General features: G+C 59.5%; 18 protein-coding genes and 1 pseudogene. 10 read left to right on the top strand and 9 right to left on the bottom strand.

Annotated features, from left to right (window positions below; all coding sequences use genetic code 11):
• Window positions 1-204: 204 nt before the first annotated feature.
• Window positions 205-1086: a tetratricopeptide repeat protein gene (locus tag ASD32_RS28810; protein ID WP_082546596.1), complete on the bottom strand. Its 882-nt coding sequence runs from the start codon at window positions 1084-1086 to the stop codon at window positions 205-207.
• A 212-nt stretch (window positions 1087-1298) separates the two neighbouring features.
• Between ASD32_RS28810 and ASD32_RS02115 the strand changes: the two genes are divergently transcribed.
• A complete protein-coding gene (locus ASD32_RS02115; RefSeq protein ID WP_060636267.1) occupies window positions 1299-1922 on the top strand; it encodes a FecR family protein in 624 nt (207 codons plus the stop codon).
• A gap of 11 nt (window positions 1923-1933) precedes the next feature.
• On the opposite strand, the gene ASD32_RS02110 is transcribed toward ASD32_RS02115, so the two are convergent.
• Both ASD32_RS02110 and ASD32_RS02105 read right to left on the bottom strand, forming a co-directional pair.
• Window positions 1934-3790 (bottom strand): CHASE2 domain-containing protein, encoded by a 1857-nt coding sequence (locus ASD32_RS02110; RefSeq protein WP_060636221.1) that lies wholly within the window; start codon window positions 3788-3790, stop codon window positions 1934-1936.
• A gap of 3 nt (window positions 3791-3793) precedes the next feature.
• Window positions 3794-4498: a Crp/Fnr family transcriptional regulator gene (locus ASD32_RS02105; RefSeq protein ID WP_060636220.1), complete on the bottom strand. Its 705-nt coding sequence runs from the start codon at window positions 4496-4498 to the stop codon at window positions 3794-3796.
• Between the two features lie 242 nt (window positions 4499-4740).
• On the opposite strand from ASD32_RS02105, the gene ASD32_RS02100 reads away from it, so the two are divergent.
• Complete coding sequence (locus ASD32_RS02100; RefSeq protein WP_060636219.1) at window positions 4741-5124, top strand: DoxX family protein; 384 nt, start codon at window positions 4741-4743, stop codon at window positions 5122-5124.
• 77 nt (window positions 5125-5201) lie between these two features.
• On the opposite strand, the gene ASD32_RS02095 is transcribed toward ASD32_RS02100, so the two are convergent.
• Both ASD32_RS02095 and ASD32_RS02090 read right to left on the bottom strand, forming a co-directional pair.
• Window positions 5202-5630, bottom strand: coding sequence for an RbsD/FucU domain-containing protein (locus ASD32_RS02095; RefSeq protein ID WP_060636218.1), 429 nt, complete (start codon window positions 5628-5630; stop codon window positions 5202-5204).
• Window positions 5630-6862: an ROK family transcriptional regulator gene (locus ASD32_RS02090; protein ID WP_060636217.1), complete on the bottom strand. Its 1233-nt coding sequence runs from the start codon at window positions 6860-6862 to the stop codon at window positions 5630-5632. Before ASD32_RS02090 ends, ASD32_RS02095 begins: the two co-directional genes overlap by 1 nt.
• A 301-nt stretch (window positions 6863-7163) precedes the next feature.
• Between ASD32_RS02090 and ASD32_RS02085 the strand changes: the two genes are divergently transcribed.
• The 5 genes from ASD32_RS02085 to pyrC all read left to right on the top strand — a co-directional run bounded on the left by ASD32_RS02085 (window position 7164) and on the right by pyrC (window position 12133).
• Window positions 7164-8189, top strand: coding sequence for a sugar ABC transporter substrate-binding protein (locus ASD32_RS02085; protein WP_060636216.1), 1026 nt, complete (start codon window positions 7164-7166; stop codon window positions 8187-8189).
• A 102-nt stretch (window positions 8190-8291) separates the two neighbouring features.
• Complete coding sequence (locus tag ASD32_RS02080; RefSeq protein ID WP_060636215.1) at window positions 8292-9350, top strand: ABC transporter permease; 1059 nt, start codon at window positions 8292-8294, stop codon at window positions 9348-9350.
• A complete protein-coding gene (locus ASD32_RS02075; protein WP_060636214.1) occupies window positions 9350-10138 on the top strand; it encodes an ATP-binding cassette domain-containing protein in 789 nt (262 codons plus the stop codon). Before ASD32_RS02080 ends, ASD32_RS02075 begins: the two co-directional genes overlap by 1 nt.
• On the top strand, window positions 10135-10770 hold the full coding sequence (locus ASD32_RS02070) for a nucleoside triphosphate hydrolase (RefSeq protein ID WP_060636213.1): 636 nt from the start codon (window positions 10135-10137) through the stop codon (window positions 10768-10770). The genes ASD32_RS02075 and ASD32_RS02070 overlap by 4 nt, the downstream gene beginning before the upstream one ends.
• Window positions 10771-11080: 310 nt before the next feature.
• A complete protein-coding gene (gene pyrC / locus ASD32_RS02065) occupies window positions 11081-12133 on the top strand; it encodes a dihydroorotase (RefSeq protein ID WP_060636212.1) in 1053 nt (350 codons plus the stop codon).
• Window positions 12134-12175: 42 nt separating this feature from the next.
• Here pyrC and ASD32_RS02060 read toward each other — a convergent pair whose 3' ends face one another.
• Both ASD32_RS02060 and ASD32_RS02055 read right to left on the bottom strand, forming a co-directional pair.
• A complete protein-coding gene (locus tag ASD32_RS02060; RefSeq protein WP_200953545.1) occupies window positions 12176-12670 on the bottom strand; it encodes a hypothetical protein in 495 nt (164 codons plus the stop codon).
• 131 nt (window positions 12671-12801) lie between these two features.
• Window positions 12802-12984, bottom strand: a complete 183-nt coding sequence (locus ASD32_RS02055) for a hypothetical protein (RefSeq protein ID WP_156383007.1) — start codon at window positions 12982-12984, stop codon at window positions 12802-12804.
• 95 nt (window positions 12985-13079) lie between these two features.
• Between ASD32_RS02055 and ASD32_RS02050 the strand changes: the two genes are divergently transcribed.
• From ASD32_RS02050 to ASD32_RS02040, 3 genes are all read left to right on the top strand, one after another.
• Entirely contained in the window at window positions 13080-13646 is a 567-nt protein-coding gene (locus ASD32_RS02050) for a glyoxalase superfamily protein (RefSeq protein WP_060636209.1), read from the top strand.
• Between the two features lie 116 nt (window positions 13647-13762).
• On the top strand, window positions 13763-14461 hold the full coding sequence (locus tag ASD32_RS02045; protein WP_060636208.1) for an orotate phosphoribosyltransferase: 699 nt from the start codon (window positions 13763-13765) through the stop codon (window positions 14459-14461).
• Window positions 14462-14535: 74 nt separating this feature from the next.
• Window positions 14536-15462 (top strand): carbohydrate kinase, encoded by a 927-nt coding sequence (locus tag ASD32_RS02040; RefSeq protein WP_060636207.1) that lies wholly within the window; start codon window positions 14536-14538, stop codon window positions 15460-15462.
• Window positions 15463-15597: 135 nt separating this feature from the next.
• On the opposite strand, the pseudogene tnpB reads toward ASD32_RS02040, so the two are convergent.
• Together tnpB and ASD32_RS02030 are read right to left on the bottom strand one after the other, a co-directional pair.
• Window positions 15598-15819 (bottom strand): annotated as a pseudogene (gene tnpB, locus ASD32_RS02035) (IS66 family insertion sequence element accessory protein TnpB); the annotation flags it as partial.
• A gap of 44 nt (window positions 15820-15863) precedes the next feature.
• Window positions 15864-16739 (bottom strand): EamA family transporter, encoded by an 876-nt coding sequence (locus ASD32_RS02030; RefSeq protein ID WP_082546594.1) that lies wholly within the window; start codon window positions 16737-16739, stop codon window positions 15864-15866.
• Between the last annotated feature and the right edge of the window lie 1144 nt (window positions 16740-17883).

Below are 17883 nucleotides of genomic sequence, written 5' to 3'. Positions count from 1 at the left end.
CTGCTCGTAACGACAGAGAATCACAACCACAGAATTTTGCAACGGTTCCCAGCGGGGAGAAGGTGCCCGAAGGGCGGATGAGGGGGGCAGACGCCCTGAATTTGCCGAAAGACTCCCTCATCGCCTCACTGCGTTCGGCACTTCTCCCCGCTGCGGAGAAGGGGGAAATCGGGGTTCGCCCACAGGGCATTCCGGCTGGAATAATTACTTCGCACGCTCAGACTTTGGCAGCAAAAGGCTTGCCTGTTCGCCGGGCTCGACAATCGCGGTGGCGGCCGGTGCCTGCGCGATCTTGGCTTGAGCGAAGGCATCGCCTTTTCCGGCAGCCAGGGTGAACATTGCTCTGGCAGCGCCGGCGTCGGCCGGCATGCCTTCGCCGGTTTCCAGCATGATGGCGAGATTGATCATGGCATCGACATTGCCGCGTTCGGCGGCAAGCCGGTAGAACTGCGCGGCCTTGCCGTTATCCTCCGGCAGCTGTTTGCCTTCATCCAGCATGACGGCGAGGTTGAAGGCGCCGAGATTATCCCTGGCAACTGAAGCCCGCTCGAACCATTGGGCGGCGAGCGGGCCGTTGGCCGGTGTGCCGGTGCCGTCGCGATAGGCGACGCCGAGATTGAAGGCGGCAAGGATGTTTCCCGTGGCGGCGGCCTTCTGGTACAGTGCGAATTCTGCAGCATGGTCGCCGCGTTCGCCGAGCATGACGGCATAGTTCACCATCGCGATGGCATGATTGCCTTCGGCCGCCTCTTCCAGCATCGCCATGGCCTGGCCGCGCTGGCCGGCGGCATGGAGCACGCGGGCAAGCTCGAAAGTCTGGCGCGGGCCGCTGCCCTGGTTGTAGGCTTCGCGGCAAGCCGAAAGGGCAATGCCGATGCGGATATCGTCGGTCGCCACGGGACGAAAGGCCAGATTGCGTTGCAGGTCATGTTCGCTGCCGGCTTCCGCATCGCATTGGTCCGATGGCAAAAGGGAGGATGCCGCGCGGGCGTCGGGAATGGCGATTGCCGCGACGGACAGCAGGCTGACGGCGGTAAGCAGAATGGCGTTGAGGGCTGAAATGCGCTTGCTGGGTTCGTTTTTCATGGTGTTCTCCGTGGCGTTTGTGTCACCCTAAGGGGCACGCCGGCCGGCGGCTGTTCCTTGAGAAACAGGGAGTGCTGCGTCCGGGCAGGAGGATCGGGGACAGAGCCCGCAGGAGCGGCATCCGGCGAAAGCGATCATTCGCCAAGACCGGATCGTGTGAACCCGGATCGCGAGAAGAGGGAGCAATGACAATGAAGCCAGACATTCAACTGCTGCGGCCGGGCCTGATCGGACGGCGGGCATTCGTCGTTAGCTGCGCTTTGGCTGCAGGTGGTCTTGCCGCGATACCGGCTCAGGCCACCACGGTGATCGGCAAGGCATCGGACGTGCGCGGCAAGGTCAATCTCAAACGGGCGAAAAAGCAGGAGGGATTGGCGACCGGCGGGCAGATCATGGACAATGATTTTGTCGCGACCGGCAGCGACAGTTTTGCCGATCTGGCGCTGGTGGGCGATACGCGCGTCCTTTTGGGCAGCAAGACGGAGCTTCTGCTCGACAGTTTCATTGCCGGCCAGGGCGGGACGATGGAGCTTGGCCTGGGGCAGATGGTGTTCGACCGGCCGGAGGGCCTTCCGAAGATCGATCTGGTGCTTCGCACCACGTTCGGCATGATCGGCGTGCGGGGTACGAAGTTTTTCGCAGGCCCCAATCGCGGCGTCTTTGCCGTCTTCGTCGAGCACGGCCAGGTCTCGGTCGATGCCGGTGGCGTCCAGCGGCTGGTCGGCGCCGGGGAAGGCATCGAGATCGCGAGGCCCGGCGAGGCGCCGAACGAGATCGTCAAATGGAAGGAAGCCCGGATCGTCGAGGCCTATGCCAGCGCCGGCTTGCAGCGCTGACCGGACAGGCGTTACATCTCGCTGGTAAACAATTCCATTTCGCCAAAGCCGCGAATGTCGTGCATGCCGAGCGAGCGCAACATACGGCCGCTTTCGACGGCTGCCTGCGGGCCGATGCAGATGGCAGTGCCGAGAAACTTGTTGGCCTCCTGCAGCCGGGCGGCCAGATTGATGCAGTCGCCATGCGCCGTATAGTCCAGCTTGCCACCGGCGCCGACTTCGCCGAGAACCGCAATGCCCGTCTCGATGCCGATGCGGGTGCGGCCAAACTGGTGTTCGGCAAAGCCCGGCCGGCGGCGCATTTCCTCCGTCAGAGCCCGGATCGCCCCGGCGCATTCGATCGCCTTGTTGATGTGATCGTGCAAATCCTCCGGCGCATTGAAAAAGGCGTGCACGGCGTCGCCGACCACCTTGTCCACCATGCCGCCATACTGCGCGACCAGCCCGTTGACCTCCGCATAATAGATATCGAGCAGGGTCACGAGATCGCGCGGCGCAAGCTTTTGCGACAGCGTTGAGAAACCCTCGATATCGGTAAACAAGGCGGTGACCGGACGTTCCTCCCCGGCAACACGGTCATCGTCGGGATTGTCGATATAGCGGGCGACGACGGATTGCGGCAAATATTGCGAAAACTTGCTGCGAGCAGTCGATTCCGCCCGCCGGACGCGGGCAAATTGCAGCGTGCTGGTCACGATCAGCACGAACATCAAAACCAGGCTGATGCCGACGGCATCGACCAGCAGGGCGGACGCGGCATAGATGGCGGCTGCTGCGCCGATGGTCGCGGAGATGGCGAGCACGCCGAGCGCAACCGATGTGACCGGCCGCAGGCGCGTGGCGACGAAAGCCACCAGCAGGCCGCCGGTCAGGGCCAGTGCCGCTTCAAACAGCGGTAGCGTCGCATGCCGTTGTGGAATGAAACCGGTGAGCACGGCATTGGCGATATCGGCGTGGATCTGCACCGAGGGTTCGAGCGGCATGGAGGCGGTGGAGCGCAATCCGCCGAGATGCGGCAGGCTGCTGCCGATCAGCACCGTCTTGTCCTTGAAGTGATCGCCCGCAACCGCGCCGCTCAGCACATCGCCTGCAGATACGGTGCGCGCCGTGATCGTAGCACTCGGGCTTGCGGCAAAACGCAGGCTGCCATCCGCGTCCAGCTCGATCAACCGGCTCTCAAGCTTCAGCCACGCGGGCTCCCCGCCAAGGATGGGCGTGTGTCCGCCCGCAGCCAGCCGGGCAGCTTCAAGGCCCAACGCCGGATAGGCGTCATTGCCGATGATCGAGAAGGCCTGGACCCGGCGGATGCGGGCATCCTCGTCGCCGACCAGAAAGGCGGCCGCTGCCGAGCGTGAGGCCGTCTGCAGAAAGGTGCAGGAGGCTTCGGCGCCGTTGATGAACCAGAGATCGGGAATGCTGACCGGTTTGCGCACGGCAACCGGCGGTACGGGGCCGGGATGTTCGGGCCCGCCATCGGCAATCAGGAAACCGAGAATGACCGGCAGGCCGGAAATCGCCTGTGTCAGGGCGATATTGGCGGGGTCTGCGGGGTCGCAGGCCGTGGAGAAGATGAAATCGACGGCCGCAGCCTTGGCGCCGGCCTTGGAAAGCCTGGACAGGAGATCGGCCGTCTCCAATCGGCCCCAGCTTTGGTCCGGCGCCTGCTGCATCGCCTTGCGATCGACATCGATGACGACGATCTCTGCCGATTGCGGTGCGGGAAGCCATTGGGTAAGCGAATCGAAGAACTGCTCCCGCTGCGTTTCCAGTGCTGCGCCGCCGGTAAAGAACAGCAGCAAGGCACCCACAAGGCTCGCCGCCGCGCCCGCAAACAGCGGCCTGATCCGGGACAGGCGGAAACGTTTCAACGGTTATTCCTCTTCCGGTTCCGCGATTTTCTGCAGGCGGCCGATATGGCATGTGATGACGCCGTCGAGCCGCTTGATTGCAGCACTTTCCTCCAGCGCCAGAATGGCCCGGTTCACCTTGGGGCGGCTGGCGCCGAGAATAGCGGCAATATCCGATTGGCTGAGCGTCAGCCGCAAATTGGCGCTTTCGGGAAGTTCCGTTCCGTGGATCTGTTTCAAGGTGGCGAGGAAGAAGCGCGCCACCCGGGCATGCAGATCGTAAAGCGCGATCGTTTCCAGCCGGTCCGTCGTATCGCGCAGCTGCGCGCAGAGATAGCGGATGATCGATTCGGCGGCGTTCGGCGTATGGGTGATGAAATCGAGAAAGGCCTTCTTGCCGATGACATAGCCTTCGGTTGCCGTGATCGCGGTCGCGTCGGCTGAACGTGGCTGGCTGTCGAGAATGGCCATTTCCCCGAACAGGGCGCCCGCCTCGATATGGCGCAAAAGCAACTCCCGGCCCTGCGGTGTGATCAGCGACAGCTTGATGCGCCCCGAAAGGACAGCAATCATGTAATTGCCCTCATCACCCCGCTGGAAGATCACCGCTCCGGCGGTCCATTTGCGGTAAGTCGCAAGTGCGGCGATGGCGGAAAGCGTTTCCTTGTCGAACTCCTCGAAAATCGGGAAAGAACGCCAGAAGGCGGGACTTTTATTGACGTCACTCATACTGCATCCCCATCCGCATCATCATTACAACCCCGAGGAAATTCTTCTCGCAGTCTTCCCGGTGTTGCAACAGAAAACACTTAAAAACTGGGATTGCCTTTTCTCGCATCGTGCGGCCGGTTGACGATATGCGTGAACTGTCTACTGATTGTGAACGATCTGTCTCCGGCCGGCGGGCTGGATGAATTCGGAATTGCTGATAAATCTGTCGCCAACAATGAACCCAACCGGAGTTTCTTCCCATGCCGCAGAATGCAGTCCTCCTCGTCGCCCGTGTCCTCCTGTCCATCCTCTTCATCATCGCCGGTTACGGCAAGATCACCGCCCTTGGCGGCACTGCCGGCTATTTCGGCAGCATGGGCCTGCCGTTGCCGATGGTGACGGCCGTCATCGTCGCCGTCGTCGAGCTGTTTGGTGGCCTCGCCATCCTGGTCGGCCTCTTTACCCGCCCGGTTGCCTATATCCTGGCGCTCTTTTGCGTTGCCACGGCGTTTATCGGCCACGGTGATTTCTCGGTTGCCGGCAACGACATCCACTTCATGAAGAACCTTGCCATCGCAGGCGGCTTCCTCTTCGTCGCCACGTTCGGTGCCGGTGCCCTCTCGGTTGATGCCAAGCGCGCCTGATTGCTGAGTGTTTGATACGAAAAAGCCCGCCGATCGTTGCAATCGGCGGGCTTTTTCATTTCCAGTGTCGAGGCGCATCAGGGATAGATGACACCCTTGCGCAGAATGACATTGCCGTAGAGCCGTGGTTCGCTGGTCTGGACGACGGTGTGGGCAGCGCGAACCCTCGGATAGAATTCGAGACCGAGAAGCGGCGCTACTGCACGCTGTGGTTCGTATCGGGCGCAGCAGGCGATGATCTCCTCATGCACCGGGTCGAGCGCATCGCGATCCTGCTTCACAGTGGCGCGTAAGATCGCCTCCGGCACGAAATCGTCGATCGGCATGACGCTCAGGATCGCATCAAGAACCGGGATCAGATGGTGCCCGTCGAGCCGGATCAGCCGGCGGCCATGTTCGACGCCGGGATAATTGCCATCGACCAGGGCAATTTCATCGCCATGCCCCATGGCGCGCAAGGTGGCCAGGAGCTCGGGGCTCAGGAGCGGGTTCAGACCTTTCAGCATCAGGCTGTTTCCTTGAAAAGAACATTGGTGTCGATGAGGTAGCGCGAGAACAGCGGCAGGCTGGCGCCGCCGATGGCGCGGGCCTGGGCGCCGACGGCCCCCTCGATGATATCCGGCAGGATGACGCCTTCGAGATCGAGTTCACCCGCCGCCATGCGGATCGCGGCAACGATGCGTTCGCGCACCCAGCCCGGAAAGCCGCCGTCGATGACGGCAGCGCTGAAATCGATGATCGAGGCGGAAGAGACGATGGCCTGCGCAAGGGCTGCGGCCGTCAGCTGTATCCAGGTTTCCAATGGCTCGCCGAAATCGATCCATTCATCGGCCGAATACCACAGCGGTTTCGGATCGATGCCTTTTTCGCGCAGCAGATTTTCCAGCACGAAGATCGAGGCGATCTTCAGGAGCTGCTGTGGCTTGCCATTTCTGTCCGACACCTGCAGCGGCCCGACGGCGCCGGCCGTTCCGGTGCGGCCGGAAAACAGCGCCGAATTCAGGACGATGCCGCCGCCGATGAACGAGCCGATATAGAAATAGATGAAATCCGGATAGGAAGAGCCAACCCCGAAGATGAGCTCGGCGCCGCAGGCGCTGGTGGCGTCGTTCTGCATCAGGACGGGATGATGGGTCTGCGCCGCCACTTCGGCGCGCAGGTCAAAGCCGCGCCAGCTGTTCATCGCCTCGCGTGGCGCGCCGGTTTCCTCGGCCCAGCTCCAGAGCTGAAAGGGGGTGGCGATACCAACCCCGGCTATGTGCGTCCGCTGTTCGGGCGTCAGCATCTTTTCCAGTTTCGGAATGCCCTCGACGATGAAGGACAGGATATCGTCCGGCATCGGATAGGCATGGGTCTGATGCAGCTGCAGGCGGATATTGCCGACGAAATCCATCAGGACCAGATCGCAGCTGCGCCGGCCGATCTTGACGCCATAGGAATAGACGGCATCCGGATTGAGCCGCATCGGGATCGATGGCTGGCCGACACGGCCGCGCACGGGCTCGCCCCGGATCAGAAGATTGTCCTTTTCCAGCGCCCGCATGATGACGGTGACCGTCTGCGCCGACAGGCCGGAACGCCTGGCAATATCGGCTTTCGACAGGCTGCCGTGACGGCGCACCAGCGACATGACCAGCCGCTCGTTATAGGCGCGCACACGGGTAAGATTGGCGCCGCCGCCCGGGTCAAAGACGTCCGGAACGGTCGATGCACCGCCGGAACCGGCCTGTGATGTCATGCCCGTTTCCTCCCTAAAGCGTGATCTCCTACCCGGACTGGCTTGTCCCGGATAGGCCTCCCGATCCCGCCTTGCATTTTGTTTCTTGCGTGCAGTGCAACCACGAGAGGCGCATGCACATTTTCTGCGCAGAGAATGGCACAGATTTTTAATAATTCAATTTGATTTATTTATTGACAGGATTTTGTTTTGATGTTTGTTTTGTATCCGGAAGCGCCAACCGCAAAGAGGAGACGATGCGGTGGGCGAAGCCTGAAGGGCCGGTTCGCCGGTTCCAATTTTCAATCCTTGGGAGGATTTCATGAAGAAGACTATTGTTTCCGCCGCTCTCGGCGCGCTGGCGCTTGGCGTCGTATTTTCAGCCCCGGCCCAGGCCGCCGATGTCTCGGCCTGCCTGATCACCAAGACAGACACCAACCCCTTCTTCGTCAAGATGAAGGAAGGTGCCGAAGCCAAGGCCAAGGAACTCGGCGTTGAGCTGAAGTCCTATGCCGGCAAGGTCGATGGCGACCATGACAGTCAGGTTGCTGCTGTCGAATCCTGCATCGCCGATGGTGCCAAGGGTATTCTGATCGCCGCTTCCGACACCAAGGCCATCGTCGATCAGGTCAAAAAGGCACAGGATGCCGGCCTGCTCGTCATCGCGCTCGATACCCCGCTCGATCCGCCAGGCTCTGCCGACGCGACCTTTGCAACAGACAATCTTCAGGCCGGCAAGCTGATCGGCGCCTGGGCCGCCGCAACGCTCGGCGACAAGGCCAAGGATGCCAAGATCGGCTTCCTCGATCTCGTTCCCTCGCAGCCGACGGTCGATGTTCTGCGCGACCAGGGTTTCATGATCGGCTTCGGCATCGATCCGAAGGACCCCAACAAGATCGGCGATGAAGACGATCCGCGCATCGTCGGTCATGACGTGACCAACGGCAATGAAGAAGGCGGCCGCACCGCCATGGAAAACCTTCTCCAGAAGGACCCGGACATCAACGTCATCCACACGATCAACGAACCGGCCGCTGTCGGCGCCTATGAAGCGCTGAAGGCTGTCGGCAAGGAAAAGGACGTGCTGATCGTTTCCGTTGACGGTGGTTGCCCCGGTGTGAAATCCGTCTCGGAAGGCATTATCGGTGCGACATCGCAACAATATCCGCTGCTGATGGCATCGCTCGGCATCGAAGCGATTGCGCAATATGCCAAGGACGGCACCAAGCCGCAGCCGACCGCAGGCAAGGACTTCTTCGATACCGGCGTGTCTCTCGTCACCGACAAGCCTGCCCAAGGTGTCGAATCGATCGACGTCAAGACCGGCACGGACAAGTGCTGGGGTTGATACGGTAAGGCTTTCGCCACAGAATGAATATGAAAGGGCGGTTTTGGCCGCCCTTTTCAACAGCCGGTTGGTAGGCCGGTCTCTTGGGAGGGAGGCGTTGTCATGACAAGCGTCCAGGATTTCGAAAAAACACTGGATCAAAGCGACAAATCCGTCGCTTCATTCGAAGATCGCTCGCTCTTGCGGCGTATCCAGCATTTTCTGCATTCGACACCGGCCGCCATTCCGGCGATCGTGCTGATCGTTTCCATCATCGTCTTCGGCGTCCTGAAGGGCGAACGTTTCTTCACGGCAGGAACGCTAACGCTCATTCTGCAGCAGATCGCCGTGGTCGGTATTCTCGGCGCTGCACAGACGCTGATCATCCTGACGGCCGGCATCGACCTGTCGATCGGCGTGATCATGGTGCTTTCGGCTGTGGTCATGGGCAATTGCGCCGTCACTTACGGCCTTCCGGCACCGCTGGCCATTCTCGCGGGATTTGTGACCGGTACCGTGTGCGGCATGGCCAATGGCTTCCTGGTTTCGCGCATGAAACTACCGCCGTTCATCGTCACGCTCGGCACCTGGAACATCATCGCGGCGATCAACTATATCTATTCGGCCAATGAGACCATTCGCCGGGCCGATATCGAAACCGCAGCCCCGCTTCTGGGCCTCTTTGGCGCCAGCTTCAAGCTCGGCTCCGCCGTCTTCACGCTCGGCGTCATCATGATGGTGATCACCGTGCTTGCCCTTTGGTACGCCCTCAATCACACGGCCTGGGGCCGCCATGTCTACGCGGTCGGCGACGATCCGGAAGCGGCGGAACTGTCTGGTATCCGGGTCAAGGGCGTTCTCCTCGGCGTCTACGGTCTTGCCGGTGCCATTGCAGCGCTCGCCGCCTGGGTCTCGATTGGCCGCAACGGCTCGATTTCACCGTCCTGGGCGGTCACCGACTACAATCTCCAGGCCATTACGGCGGCGGTGATCGGGGGCATCTCGCTGTTTGGCGGGCGGGGCTCGATCCTGGGAACGCTGTTTGGCGCGTTGATCGTCGGCGTCGTGTCGATGGGCCTCAACATGCTCGGCGCCGATCCGCAATGGAAAGTCCTCTTGACCGGTGTCCTCATCATTACGGCTGTCGGCGTCGATCAGTGGATCAGAAAGGTAGCAGGCTGATGGAACCTCTTCTCACCGCACCCCTCTTGACGGCACGGGGTATCGTCAAGCGCTATGGCCGCGTGACCGCTTTGGACCAGTCTGATTTCGATCTCTATCCCGGCGAAATCCTCGCCGTGATCGGTGACAACGGCGCGGGCAAATCCTCGCTGATCAAGGCAATCTCGGGCGCCATTCATCCCGACGAAGGCGAAATCCGCCTTGACGGCAACGTCGTCAACTTCCGTTCGCCTCTTGAGGCGCGCGAGGCCGGCATCGAAACCGTCTATCAGAACCTGGCGCTCTCGCCGGCCCTGTCGATCGCCGACAACATGTTCCTCGGCCGTGAAATCCGAAAGCCGGGGCCGATGGGCTCGGTCTTCCGCATGCTCGACCGGCCGAAGATGGCCAAGATCGCCCGCGACAAGCTGTCCGAGCTTGGCCTGATGACGATCCAGAACATCAACCAGGCAGTGGAAACGCTGTCCGGCGGCCAGCGCCAGGGCGTCGCGGTTGCCCGCGCTGCGGCCTTCGGGTCGAAGGTCATCATTCTCGACGAGCCGACAGCGGCGCTCGGGGTGAAGGAGAGCCGCAAGGTCCTCGAACTCATTCTCGACGTGCGCTCCCGCGGCCTGCCGATCGTGCTGATTTCGCACAACATGCCGCATGTCTTCGAAGTGGCCGACCGTATCCATATCCACCGGCTCGGCAAGCGGCTCTGCGTCATCAATCCGAAGGACTATACGATGTCGGATGCCGTCGCCTTCATGACCGGTGCCAAGGTTCCCCCGGAGGCTGCCGCCGCATGAGCATGACGCTTGCCGCCATTGCGGATAGCATTGTCGAAAAGGCGGGCAACGCGTCCCGTTTCATCGTCGCGATTGCCGGCCCCCCCGGGGCCGGCAAGTCAACGCTGGCCGATGCGCTTCAGGAAGAACTGACGCGGCGTGGCGAAAAATCCGCCATTTTGCCGATGGATGGCTTCCATATGGATAACGGCATTCTGGAAGAGCGCGGTCTGTTGAAACGCAAGGGCGCGCCGGAAACCTTTGATGTACGGGCTTTCATCGATATCGTCTCGGCGGTGCGCCGGGCGGACGAGGAGGTTCTCGTTCCCGTGTTCGACCGCTCCCGTGAAATCGCCATCGCGTCGGCAAGGCCGGTTGCGCCGGAAACGCGGATCATCCTGGCGGAGGGCAATTACCTTCTGCTCGACGAGGCGCCCTGGTCGCGGCTTGACGGCATGTTCGACCTGTCGATCTTCGTCGGCCCGTCCTATGAAGTCCTGGAGGAGCGGCTGCGGCAGCGCTGGATCCATTACGGGCTGGACGCCGCCGGCATCGAATGGAAGCTTTACGGCAACGATCTGCCGAACGGCAAACGGATCATCGGCAATTCGCGTGCGGCCGATATCGCCATCGAGATTTTCGAAACGGACTGAACGACAGATCCGCCATTGTTCTACCGCACGGAATGGTGCTATCGGAGCCTTGAAACGCTGGTGGGCACGGAGCTTTTTCCTCCGTCATTCCTGTGCTTGTCACAGGAATCCAGCCGCCCAAGTCCTTGGGCGACAGGAGTCCTTTGACCCGACGGACGTCGGGTCGCTGGATCCCCGCCACAAGGGCGAGGATGACGGAGAATGAGGCATTCGACCGCGGGAAACAATGACGCCACGTCTCTGTTTCAGCTTCATCTGTATGCTTCAGCTCTCTATTTATAAAATTTATGAGTGCTTGGAGATATCCGCCATGAGCCCACAGTCCGTCACCGAACTGACGATCCGCCGTCCTGACGATTGGCATCTGCATCTGCGCGATGGCGGCATGCTCAAGGGCGTCATCGGCGATACCAGCCGCCACTTCGCCCGCGCCATCATCATGCCCAATCTCGTGCCGCCGGTGGTCACCACCGCCGACGCGGCCGCCTATCGCGAGCGCATCCTGGCGGTGCTGCCCAAGGGCGACCGTTTCGAGCCGCTGATGACGCTCTATCTGACCGAAGGCACCAATCCGGATGATGTCGAGGCCGGTCATGCGAGCGGCCTGATCAAGGCCGTCAAACTCTATCCGGCCGGCGCCACCACCAATTCGCATGGCGGCGTGCGCAATTTCGAAAATGCCATGCCGGTGCTGGAGCGCATGGCGAAAATCGGCCTGCCGCTCTGCGTCCACGGCGAAGTCACGACGCCGGAGGTCGATATTTTCGATCGCGAGGCCGTCTTCATCGAAACCGTGCTGGAGCCGCTGCGCACCCGCCTGCCGGAATTGAAGGTGACGATGGAGCATGTCACCACCAAGGATGGCATCGACTATATCAAGGCATCCAAGAGCAATCTCGTCGGCTCGATCACCACCCATCACCTGATCATCAACCGCAATGCCATCCTGGTCGGCGGCATCCGTCCGCATTATTACTGCCTGCCGGTCGCCAAGCGCGAACTGCATCGCCTTGCCCTGCGGGCTGCCGCGACATCCGGTGACGGCCGCTTCTTCCTCGGCACTGATTCCGCGCCGCATGTCGATCCCTTGAAGGAATGCGCCTGCGGTTGCGCCGGTATCTACACCTCGATCAACACGATGAGCTGCCTTGCCCATGTGTTCGAGCAGGACGATGCGCTGGACAAGCTCGAAGCCTTCACCTCGCTGAATGGCCCGGCCTGGTATGGCCTCCCGGTCAACAGCGAGACGATCACCCTGCGCAAGCAGGCGGAGGCTCTGACATTTCCGGAAAAGATCGAGACGGACGCAGGCACGGTCACCGTGTTTGATCCGATGTTCCCGCTGCATTGGACCGTTTCCTGAAGGCAGTCAAAAGTCCGCCTCCAGGAAACCGGCAGGGTCCGATCAGGACTTGAGCCTCGAATTGCAGATGCTGTAGAAGCCGCCGCCTTTCTGGATCCAGGCGAGGCCGTTCAATGAATTGCCGGCCTTGTCGGCCTTGTATTGATCGAGGCAGGTGTGCATGCGGGCTTTGCCGGCTGTCTCGGTCGAATATTTCGTATCGACCTTGCTTGGGAAAACAACGCCCTTGGGCGCTTTTGCCGTGGTTTTGGCCGGTTCCGGCATGTTCTCGGTATTGTCTGCCGTCGGCTCCTGACTGGTGCTCATTGCGGAGGGTTTTTTCGCAGCCATTTTTGTAGACGCCGGTGTCATGGCCGCAGCGGCGGAATCACTGCCGCATTGCGCTTTGCGGAAATCATTCCACTTCATTCCATTGAGCGTTCCGACCGTCTGCGCGGCTTTATATTTCGTGCTGCATTCCGCCATCGTGGTCGCATTGGCGGCGGAAGACAGGACGAAGGGAGCAAGCGAAAGAGCGGCGAGTGTAGCAATGCTGATAATTTTCATCGGATAACCTCACAATACGAGGGCATCAGGCGTTCAGCGACGCGTTGAACGTCCGCCTCAATGGCCGATATGTCTCTCGGTTTGTGTCCGGATCATGGTATTTTCCCTAAAGTAGCTCTAGCTTACCAAGAGTTAATCTTGGCCATTTCCCAGTCTTTCCGTGCCTGGATCAGCCTGCTGGCGCCGTCGCCTGCAATCGGCCGATGCCGGGCTTGATCGGACAAAAAACTTCCCCTAACAATGCGCTTGGCCGGATGTGGCCAGCCGCCCCGCAGTGCCCCGGCACGAATGGTGAACGCATCCATGGAAACCTTCTCATCCCCGTCTTTGGCGTTGATGGCGAACGGGTCAGCAGAGCGGGCACTGATCGTCCTGTTTGCCGCCACACGGAGGATGAACCATGCGCGATTTTCGCGATGCAAAACTGATGGCAAAGGTGCTGAAACAGGCCTTTGCAGATCGCAACACAAATCTCTCCCACAGCGAAGCGCTTGAGATCGTCGCCGGCCAGTTCGGTTACGATCAATGGAATATCCTGTCGGCCAGGATCGATGCGGCGGACAAGCCGGCGCAAAAGCAGGACGGCCCTATCGGCATTCAGCCGCCGATTCCGATTTTCCGGATTTTCGATGTCGCCAAGGCGATGGAGTTCTATTGCGATTTTCTGGGCTTCACGCTCGATTGGGAGCATCGCTTCGGCGATAATTTCCCGCTCTATTGCCAGGTCACGCGGGAAGACATGATCCTGCATCTGAGCGAACATGCGGGCGACGCCAGCCCCGGCGCGCGTGCCTTCGTCCGCATTGGGGATGCCGCAGCTCTGCAGGCCGAACTGGCGGCCAAGAACTACCGCTATATGAAGCCGGGTTTGAACGAGGCGCCCTGGGGGCTGGAGGTGGCGGTGACCGACCCCTTCAACAACCGCATCACCTTCTGCCAGCAGCAGGGCGAGAACCAGAACGGCTGAATTGGACGGCGCGGCAGGCTGATTCCTGGTGCTGGCCGCGCCCTCTGCTCTGGCATTGCGCGGCCTGACCTGCTATGCGGCGGGGGATAAAAATCCCGAGCTGCAGGAGACCGCCGATGATCCAGACATCCTTTCCCGACAAGGCCGTGATGGCCGAACTCGTTGCCAAGATGCTCTGGGAAATCAAGGCCGTGCATTTCAGCGCAGACAAGCCCTACAAGCTGGCATCCGGCATGGCGAGCCCGGTCTATATCGACTGCCGCAAGCTGATCTCCTATCCGCGCATCCGCTCGGCCGTGATGGATTTTGCAGCAGCAACCGTGTTGCGCGAAGCCGGTTTCGAAAAGTTTGACGTCATCGCCGGCGGCGAGACGGCTGGCATTCCTTTTGCCGCGATGCTCGCCGAGCGCCTGGCGCTGCCGATGATCTATGTGCGGAAAGCGCCGAAGGGCCACGGCCGCAATGCCCAGATCGAGGGTCATATGCCAGACGGCGCCCGCGTTCTCGTCATCGAGGACCTGACGACGGCCGGCGGCTCGATGTTTACCTTCATCGACGCCATCCGCGCGGCCGGCGGCGTGGTCGATCACGGCATTGCGCTGTTCTACTATGATATTTTCCCCAAGGCGCGCGGCGAGATGCTGGACAAGGGCGTAACGCTGCTCAATATCGCAACATGGCGCGATGTGCTTGAAGTTGCCAAGCAGCAGAAATTGTTCGATGAAAAGACCTTGTCCGAGGTCGAGGCCTTCCTCAATGCTCCGCTCGAATGGTCGGGCCGCAACGGCGGCGTCAGCGAACTGGCACCGGCTTGAAAACGGCGCTGGAATTCCGGCACAGTTTGGCTTAAATCGATTGAAATAACATTCAATATGGGGAGGACGTTGCCGTGATCGTTTGCTGTGGGGAAGCCCTGATCGATATGCTGCCACGCCAGACGACGGCAGGCGAAACGGCATTTGCGCCCTATTCCGGCGGTGCTATCTTCAACACGGCCATCGCGCTTGGGCGTCTCGGCATCCCCACCGGGTTCTTCACCGGTCTTTCCGACGATATGTTCGGCGATATGCTGCGCGAAACACTGAAATCCAGCAATGTCGATTTCGGCCCCTGCGCAACGCTGTCGCTGCACACCACGGTCGCCTTCGTCAAACTGGTCAACGGCTCGGCAACCTATGCCTTCTTCGACGAAAACACGGCCGGCCGGATGATCACCAAGGACCATCTGCCGGCGCTTGGAGATTTCTGCGAGGCGCTGCATTTTGGCGCCATCAGCCTGATCCCCGAACCGTGCGGCTCCACTTACGAAGCGCTGATGACCCGCGAGTACCAGAAGCGGGTGATTTCCTTCGACCCGAACATTCGCCCCGGCTTCATCAAGGATGCGCAGGCCCACAAGGCCCGCATGCTGCGCATGGCTGAAATGTCCGATATCGTGAAATTCTCCGACGAGGATCTCGACTGGTTCGGCGAAGAGGGCACCCATGACGAGCTGGTGGCCAAATGGCTGCAGCGCGGCCCCAAACTCGTCGTCATCACCAGGGGTGCTGATGGTGCCGATGGTTACACGGCGCGCGGCAAGGTCTCGGTGCCGGGCGAAAAGGTCGAGGTTGTCGATACCGTCGGCGCCGGTGATACGTTCGATGCCGGCATTTTGGCATCGCTGAAGATGAACAATCTCCTGACCAAGGAACAGGTTGCGACGCTCAGCGAGAGCGCTGTGCGCGACGCGCTGGCGCTGGGCGCAAAAGCCGCCGCCGTGACCGTCTCACGCGCCGGCGCCAACCCGCCCTGGAGCTACGAGATCGGGCTTTAAGCTCGCTTTCCAGGCGCGCGCTGCCGATGCCGCAAGCGCGGCGCGCGGTCTGGCTATCTCTGACGCAGCATCATCCATGGCCGAAAGCTACCACCGAACCACAGAAAGCCTAACAAAAGCAGGAACGGTTGGCGACTATACTGTCGTTGCAGGTCGCCGCGTCCAGCGTGGATTGCGCCAGTCGATCCCTTCCAGAAGATAGCCGAGTTGCGCCGCCGACACTGGCACGGCGAAGCCATTCTGGCTGACCGGCCAGATGAACTTTCCGGCTTCAAGCCGCTTCAGGTAAAGCGACATGCCGACCCCGTCGTGCCACAGAACCTTGATCAGATTACCCTTGCGACCCCGGAAGCAGAAGACTTCGCCGCCATGACGTCATTAGCTCAATCGAAGCGGATCGGTCAGATATCCGATGTATTTTTGACAGTCAAAGCAATGCCTACAATCACGATAAGCAGAGATATTACAACGCCCTGAGAAACTGTTGAGCCGCCCCAAATGGCAAGCCAACAGGTTGCTAATATCGGCGTTGCGAAAGCGAGCGCGGAAAGTATCACTTGGTTTCCTCGAACCATCCCTATGTCCCATAGAGTATTGCCAATCGCGACTGGGATAAGTCCGACTAGGAAGACAACCATTATCATGCTGCTGTTTGGCATCGAAATGTCTCCCGTCAAGGCCGACACCACGAACAGCAATAGTGCTGAAACACCCGCAAACGCAGCCATCTCGCCACCGGTTGAAGCCGCCCAGTACTTACGGACGGCACTATATGTTCCCCAGCACAAAGCGCTAAATGAAGCTGCGCACAGACCAATCCAACTGGGGTCAATCTGCCCGTAAAAAAGGACCGCAACTCCAATAAACGAAATAACCAGTCCGAGAACTGCTAATTTATTCAACCGAGCTAGCCCGAGAAAATATGCAATGACACTCGTGAAAATAGGCCAAGAATAAGCTATTATATTTACAAGTACTGGGTCAGAATATCTAATCCCAAGATTGAAAAAAGCGACGTTACCAGATAAGCCAAGCGTTCCAACCGCCAGCAACAAAGGCGGTGTGTCTGATATAAATGTCAATTTTGCCCCAGATAATATGGCAAAAATACAGTAGAATAAGAATCCAGCCCCAAAGAATAGAGATGTTGCGAATATCGGTGGCAAATCCGCTGCAGATATTGCAAGTACTGGCCAAAGAGACCACGCGAAGACACATGGCGCAGTTAATATCGTATATTTCCTGACCGATAAGAAATTCGGACTGCCTGTTTGCACTGGAAACCTCAGCTAATTTGCGGGGCACAGAGACAATGAAATTTGGCGTAATAACATGCACTATAGTTCTTAGTGACGCAGGCGAAGCTAAGGGGTCCTATCGAAGACATATTAAGTCCGCTCGCATTCCTTCTGCGACAACACCACAACCGGTTAACCCTATGGTATCACTGATGTCGCCGTGCTGATTGCCTTGCAATTGGTCATGCCCGACGAGGCATATATCTCTAGCTCTCTCGCTTTTTCACCGTGTGGGATGACTCCCGCAGCTGTCCCGAAAGCAATGCACACACCTTTCTGAATCACGCGACTAAGAGAAGCCTTCGACGAATTTCATACCGCTTCGAACTTTCCCTGAAGATCGCTAGGGAGAGCAGTAGGTTCGAAAATGCTCAGGACGCTCGCTGTTGGGATCAGAGGAATTCCAAGGCTCGCCAAAAGGAGACATTCTTCATCTTTAATAAGCGTGCCATGCTCGATTGTAGAAACTCCTTCTTCCAAGCAGGTCCGAATAGTTGGAGCGAAACCTCATAGCAATCATGTTTCATTTTCGGCGCACAAAGCAGATGACGTGATCGTCTTCGCAGGCTTGAGCTCCGCCTGGCGTCAATGCCGTGACAGAGGCGAAGAGAGGTTCAAGTTTACCGACTGTTTCCTCCATAGGATGCGATACACAAGGCATTATTTGGCTATGGCGTATATATAACGACCGGGATTTTTGCTCGAAAACATCCACCTCGCAATCATAGAAATGTTGTGTTTTCGTGGGCTTTATCTTCAGCATATAATACAAGGCGCCCTCCCGACATGGTGTGCTCATCACGAAGCGGCTCCTTGAAAACGAGTGAGACTGCTAGGCTGATCCGCTGTTGCGTATATTTAAAACCCGGCTCATCGAGTTTAAATGCGGCATAGTGCGGACTAGGTCGCAACCGTGTCGCTGCTCCGATAGAAAAAATTCGGTTTTACAATTTTCTTTTTCGAATGCGCGTCGTGCCAGATGTTTGAAAGGTTGCTGCTTAAAGGCGGGACGATCCAAGGCCAATGGCCGTAGACTTTCCTATCTTTGATTCTCTCTTGAGGGGGTGCCGCTGCAAAGCGGCGGGTGCGGTCGGACGATCGCGGCCTTAATCTTGTCTCGCTA

The sequence above is a fragment of the Rhizobium sp. Root483D2 genome, assembly GCF_001426685.1.
GTDB classification, from domain to species: domain Bacteria; phylum Pseudomonadota; class Alphaproteobacteria; order Rhizobiales; family Rhizobiaceae; genus Pararhizobium; species Pararhizobium qamdonense.
This window is presented reverse-complemented; position numbering and strand designations above follow the sequence as displayed.

Bases quoted from the DNA above. Each gene is read 5' to 3' on its own strand.
- ASD32_RS02075 (WP_060636214.1), top strand. From the start codon at position 9,350: ATGGAACCTCTTCTCACCGCACCCCTCTTGACGGCACGGGGTATCGTC.
- pyrC (WP_060636212.1), top strand. From the start codon at position 11,081: ATGAGCCCACAGTCCGTCACCGAACTGACGATCCGCCGTCCTGACGAT.
- ASD32_RS02055 (WP_156383007.1), bottom strand. From the start codon at position 12,984: ATGGATGCGTTCACCATTCGTGCCGGGGCACTGCGGGGCGGCTGGCCA.
- ASD32_RS02095 (WP_060636218.1), bottom strand. From the start codon at position 5,630: ATGCTGAAAGGTCTGAACCCGCTCCTGAGCCCCGAGCTCCTGGCCACC.
- ASD32_RS02080 (WP_060636215.1), top strand. From the start codon at position 8,292: ATGACAAGCGTCCAGGATTTCGAAAAAACACTGGATCAAAGCGACAAA.
- ASD32_RS02090 (WP_060636217.1), bottom strand. From the start codon at position 6,862: ATGACATCACAGGCCGGTTCCGGCGGTGCATCGACCGTTCCGGACGTC.
- ASD32_RS02085 (WP_060636216.1), top strand. From the start codon at position 7,164: ATGAAGAAGACTATTGTTTCCGCCGCTCTCGGCGCGCTGGCGCTTGGC.
- ASD32_RS02070 (WP_060636213.1), top strand. From the start codon at position 10,135: ATGAGCATGACGCTTGCCGCCATTGCGGATAGCATTGTCGAAAAGGCG.
- ASD32_RS02100 (WP_060636219.1), top strand. From the start codon at position 4,741: ATGCCGCAGAATGCAGTCCTCCTCGTCGCCCGTGTCCTCCTGTCCATC.
- ASD32_RS02105 (WP_060636220.1), bottom strand. From the start codon at position 4,498: ATGAGTGACGTCAATAAAAGTCCCGCCTTCTGGCGTTCTTTCCCGATT.
- ASD32_RS02050 (WP_060636209.1), top strand. From the start codon at position 13,080: ATGCGCGATTTTCGCGATGCAAAACTGATGGCAAAGGTGCTGAAACAG.
- ASD32_RS28810 (WP_082546596.1), bottom strand. From the start codon at position 1,086: ATGAAAAACGAACCCAGCAAGCGCATTTCAGCCCTCAACGCCATTCTG.
- ASD32_RS02045 (WP_060636208.1), top strand. From the start codon at position 13,763: ATGATCCAGACATCCTTTCCCGACAAGGCCGTGATGGCCGAACTCGTT.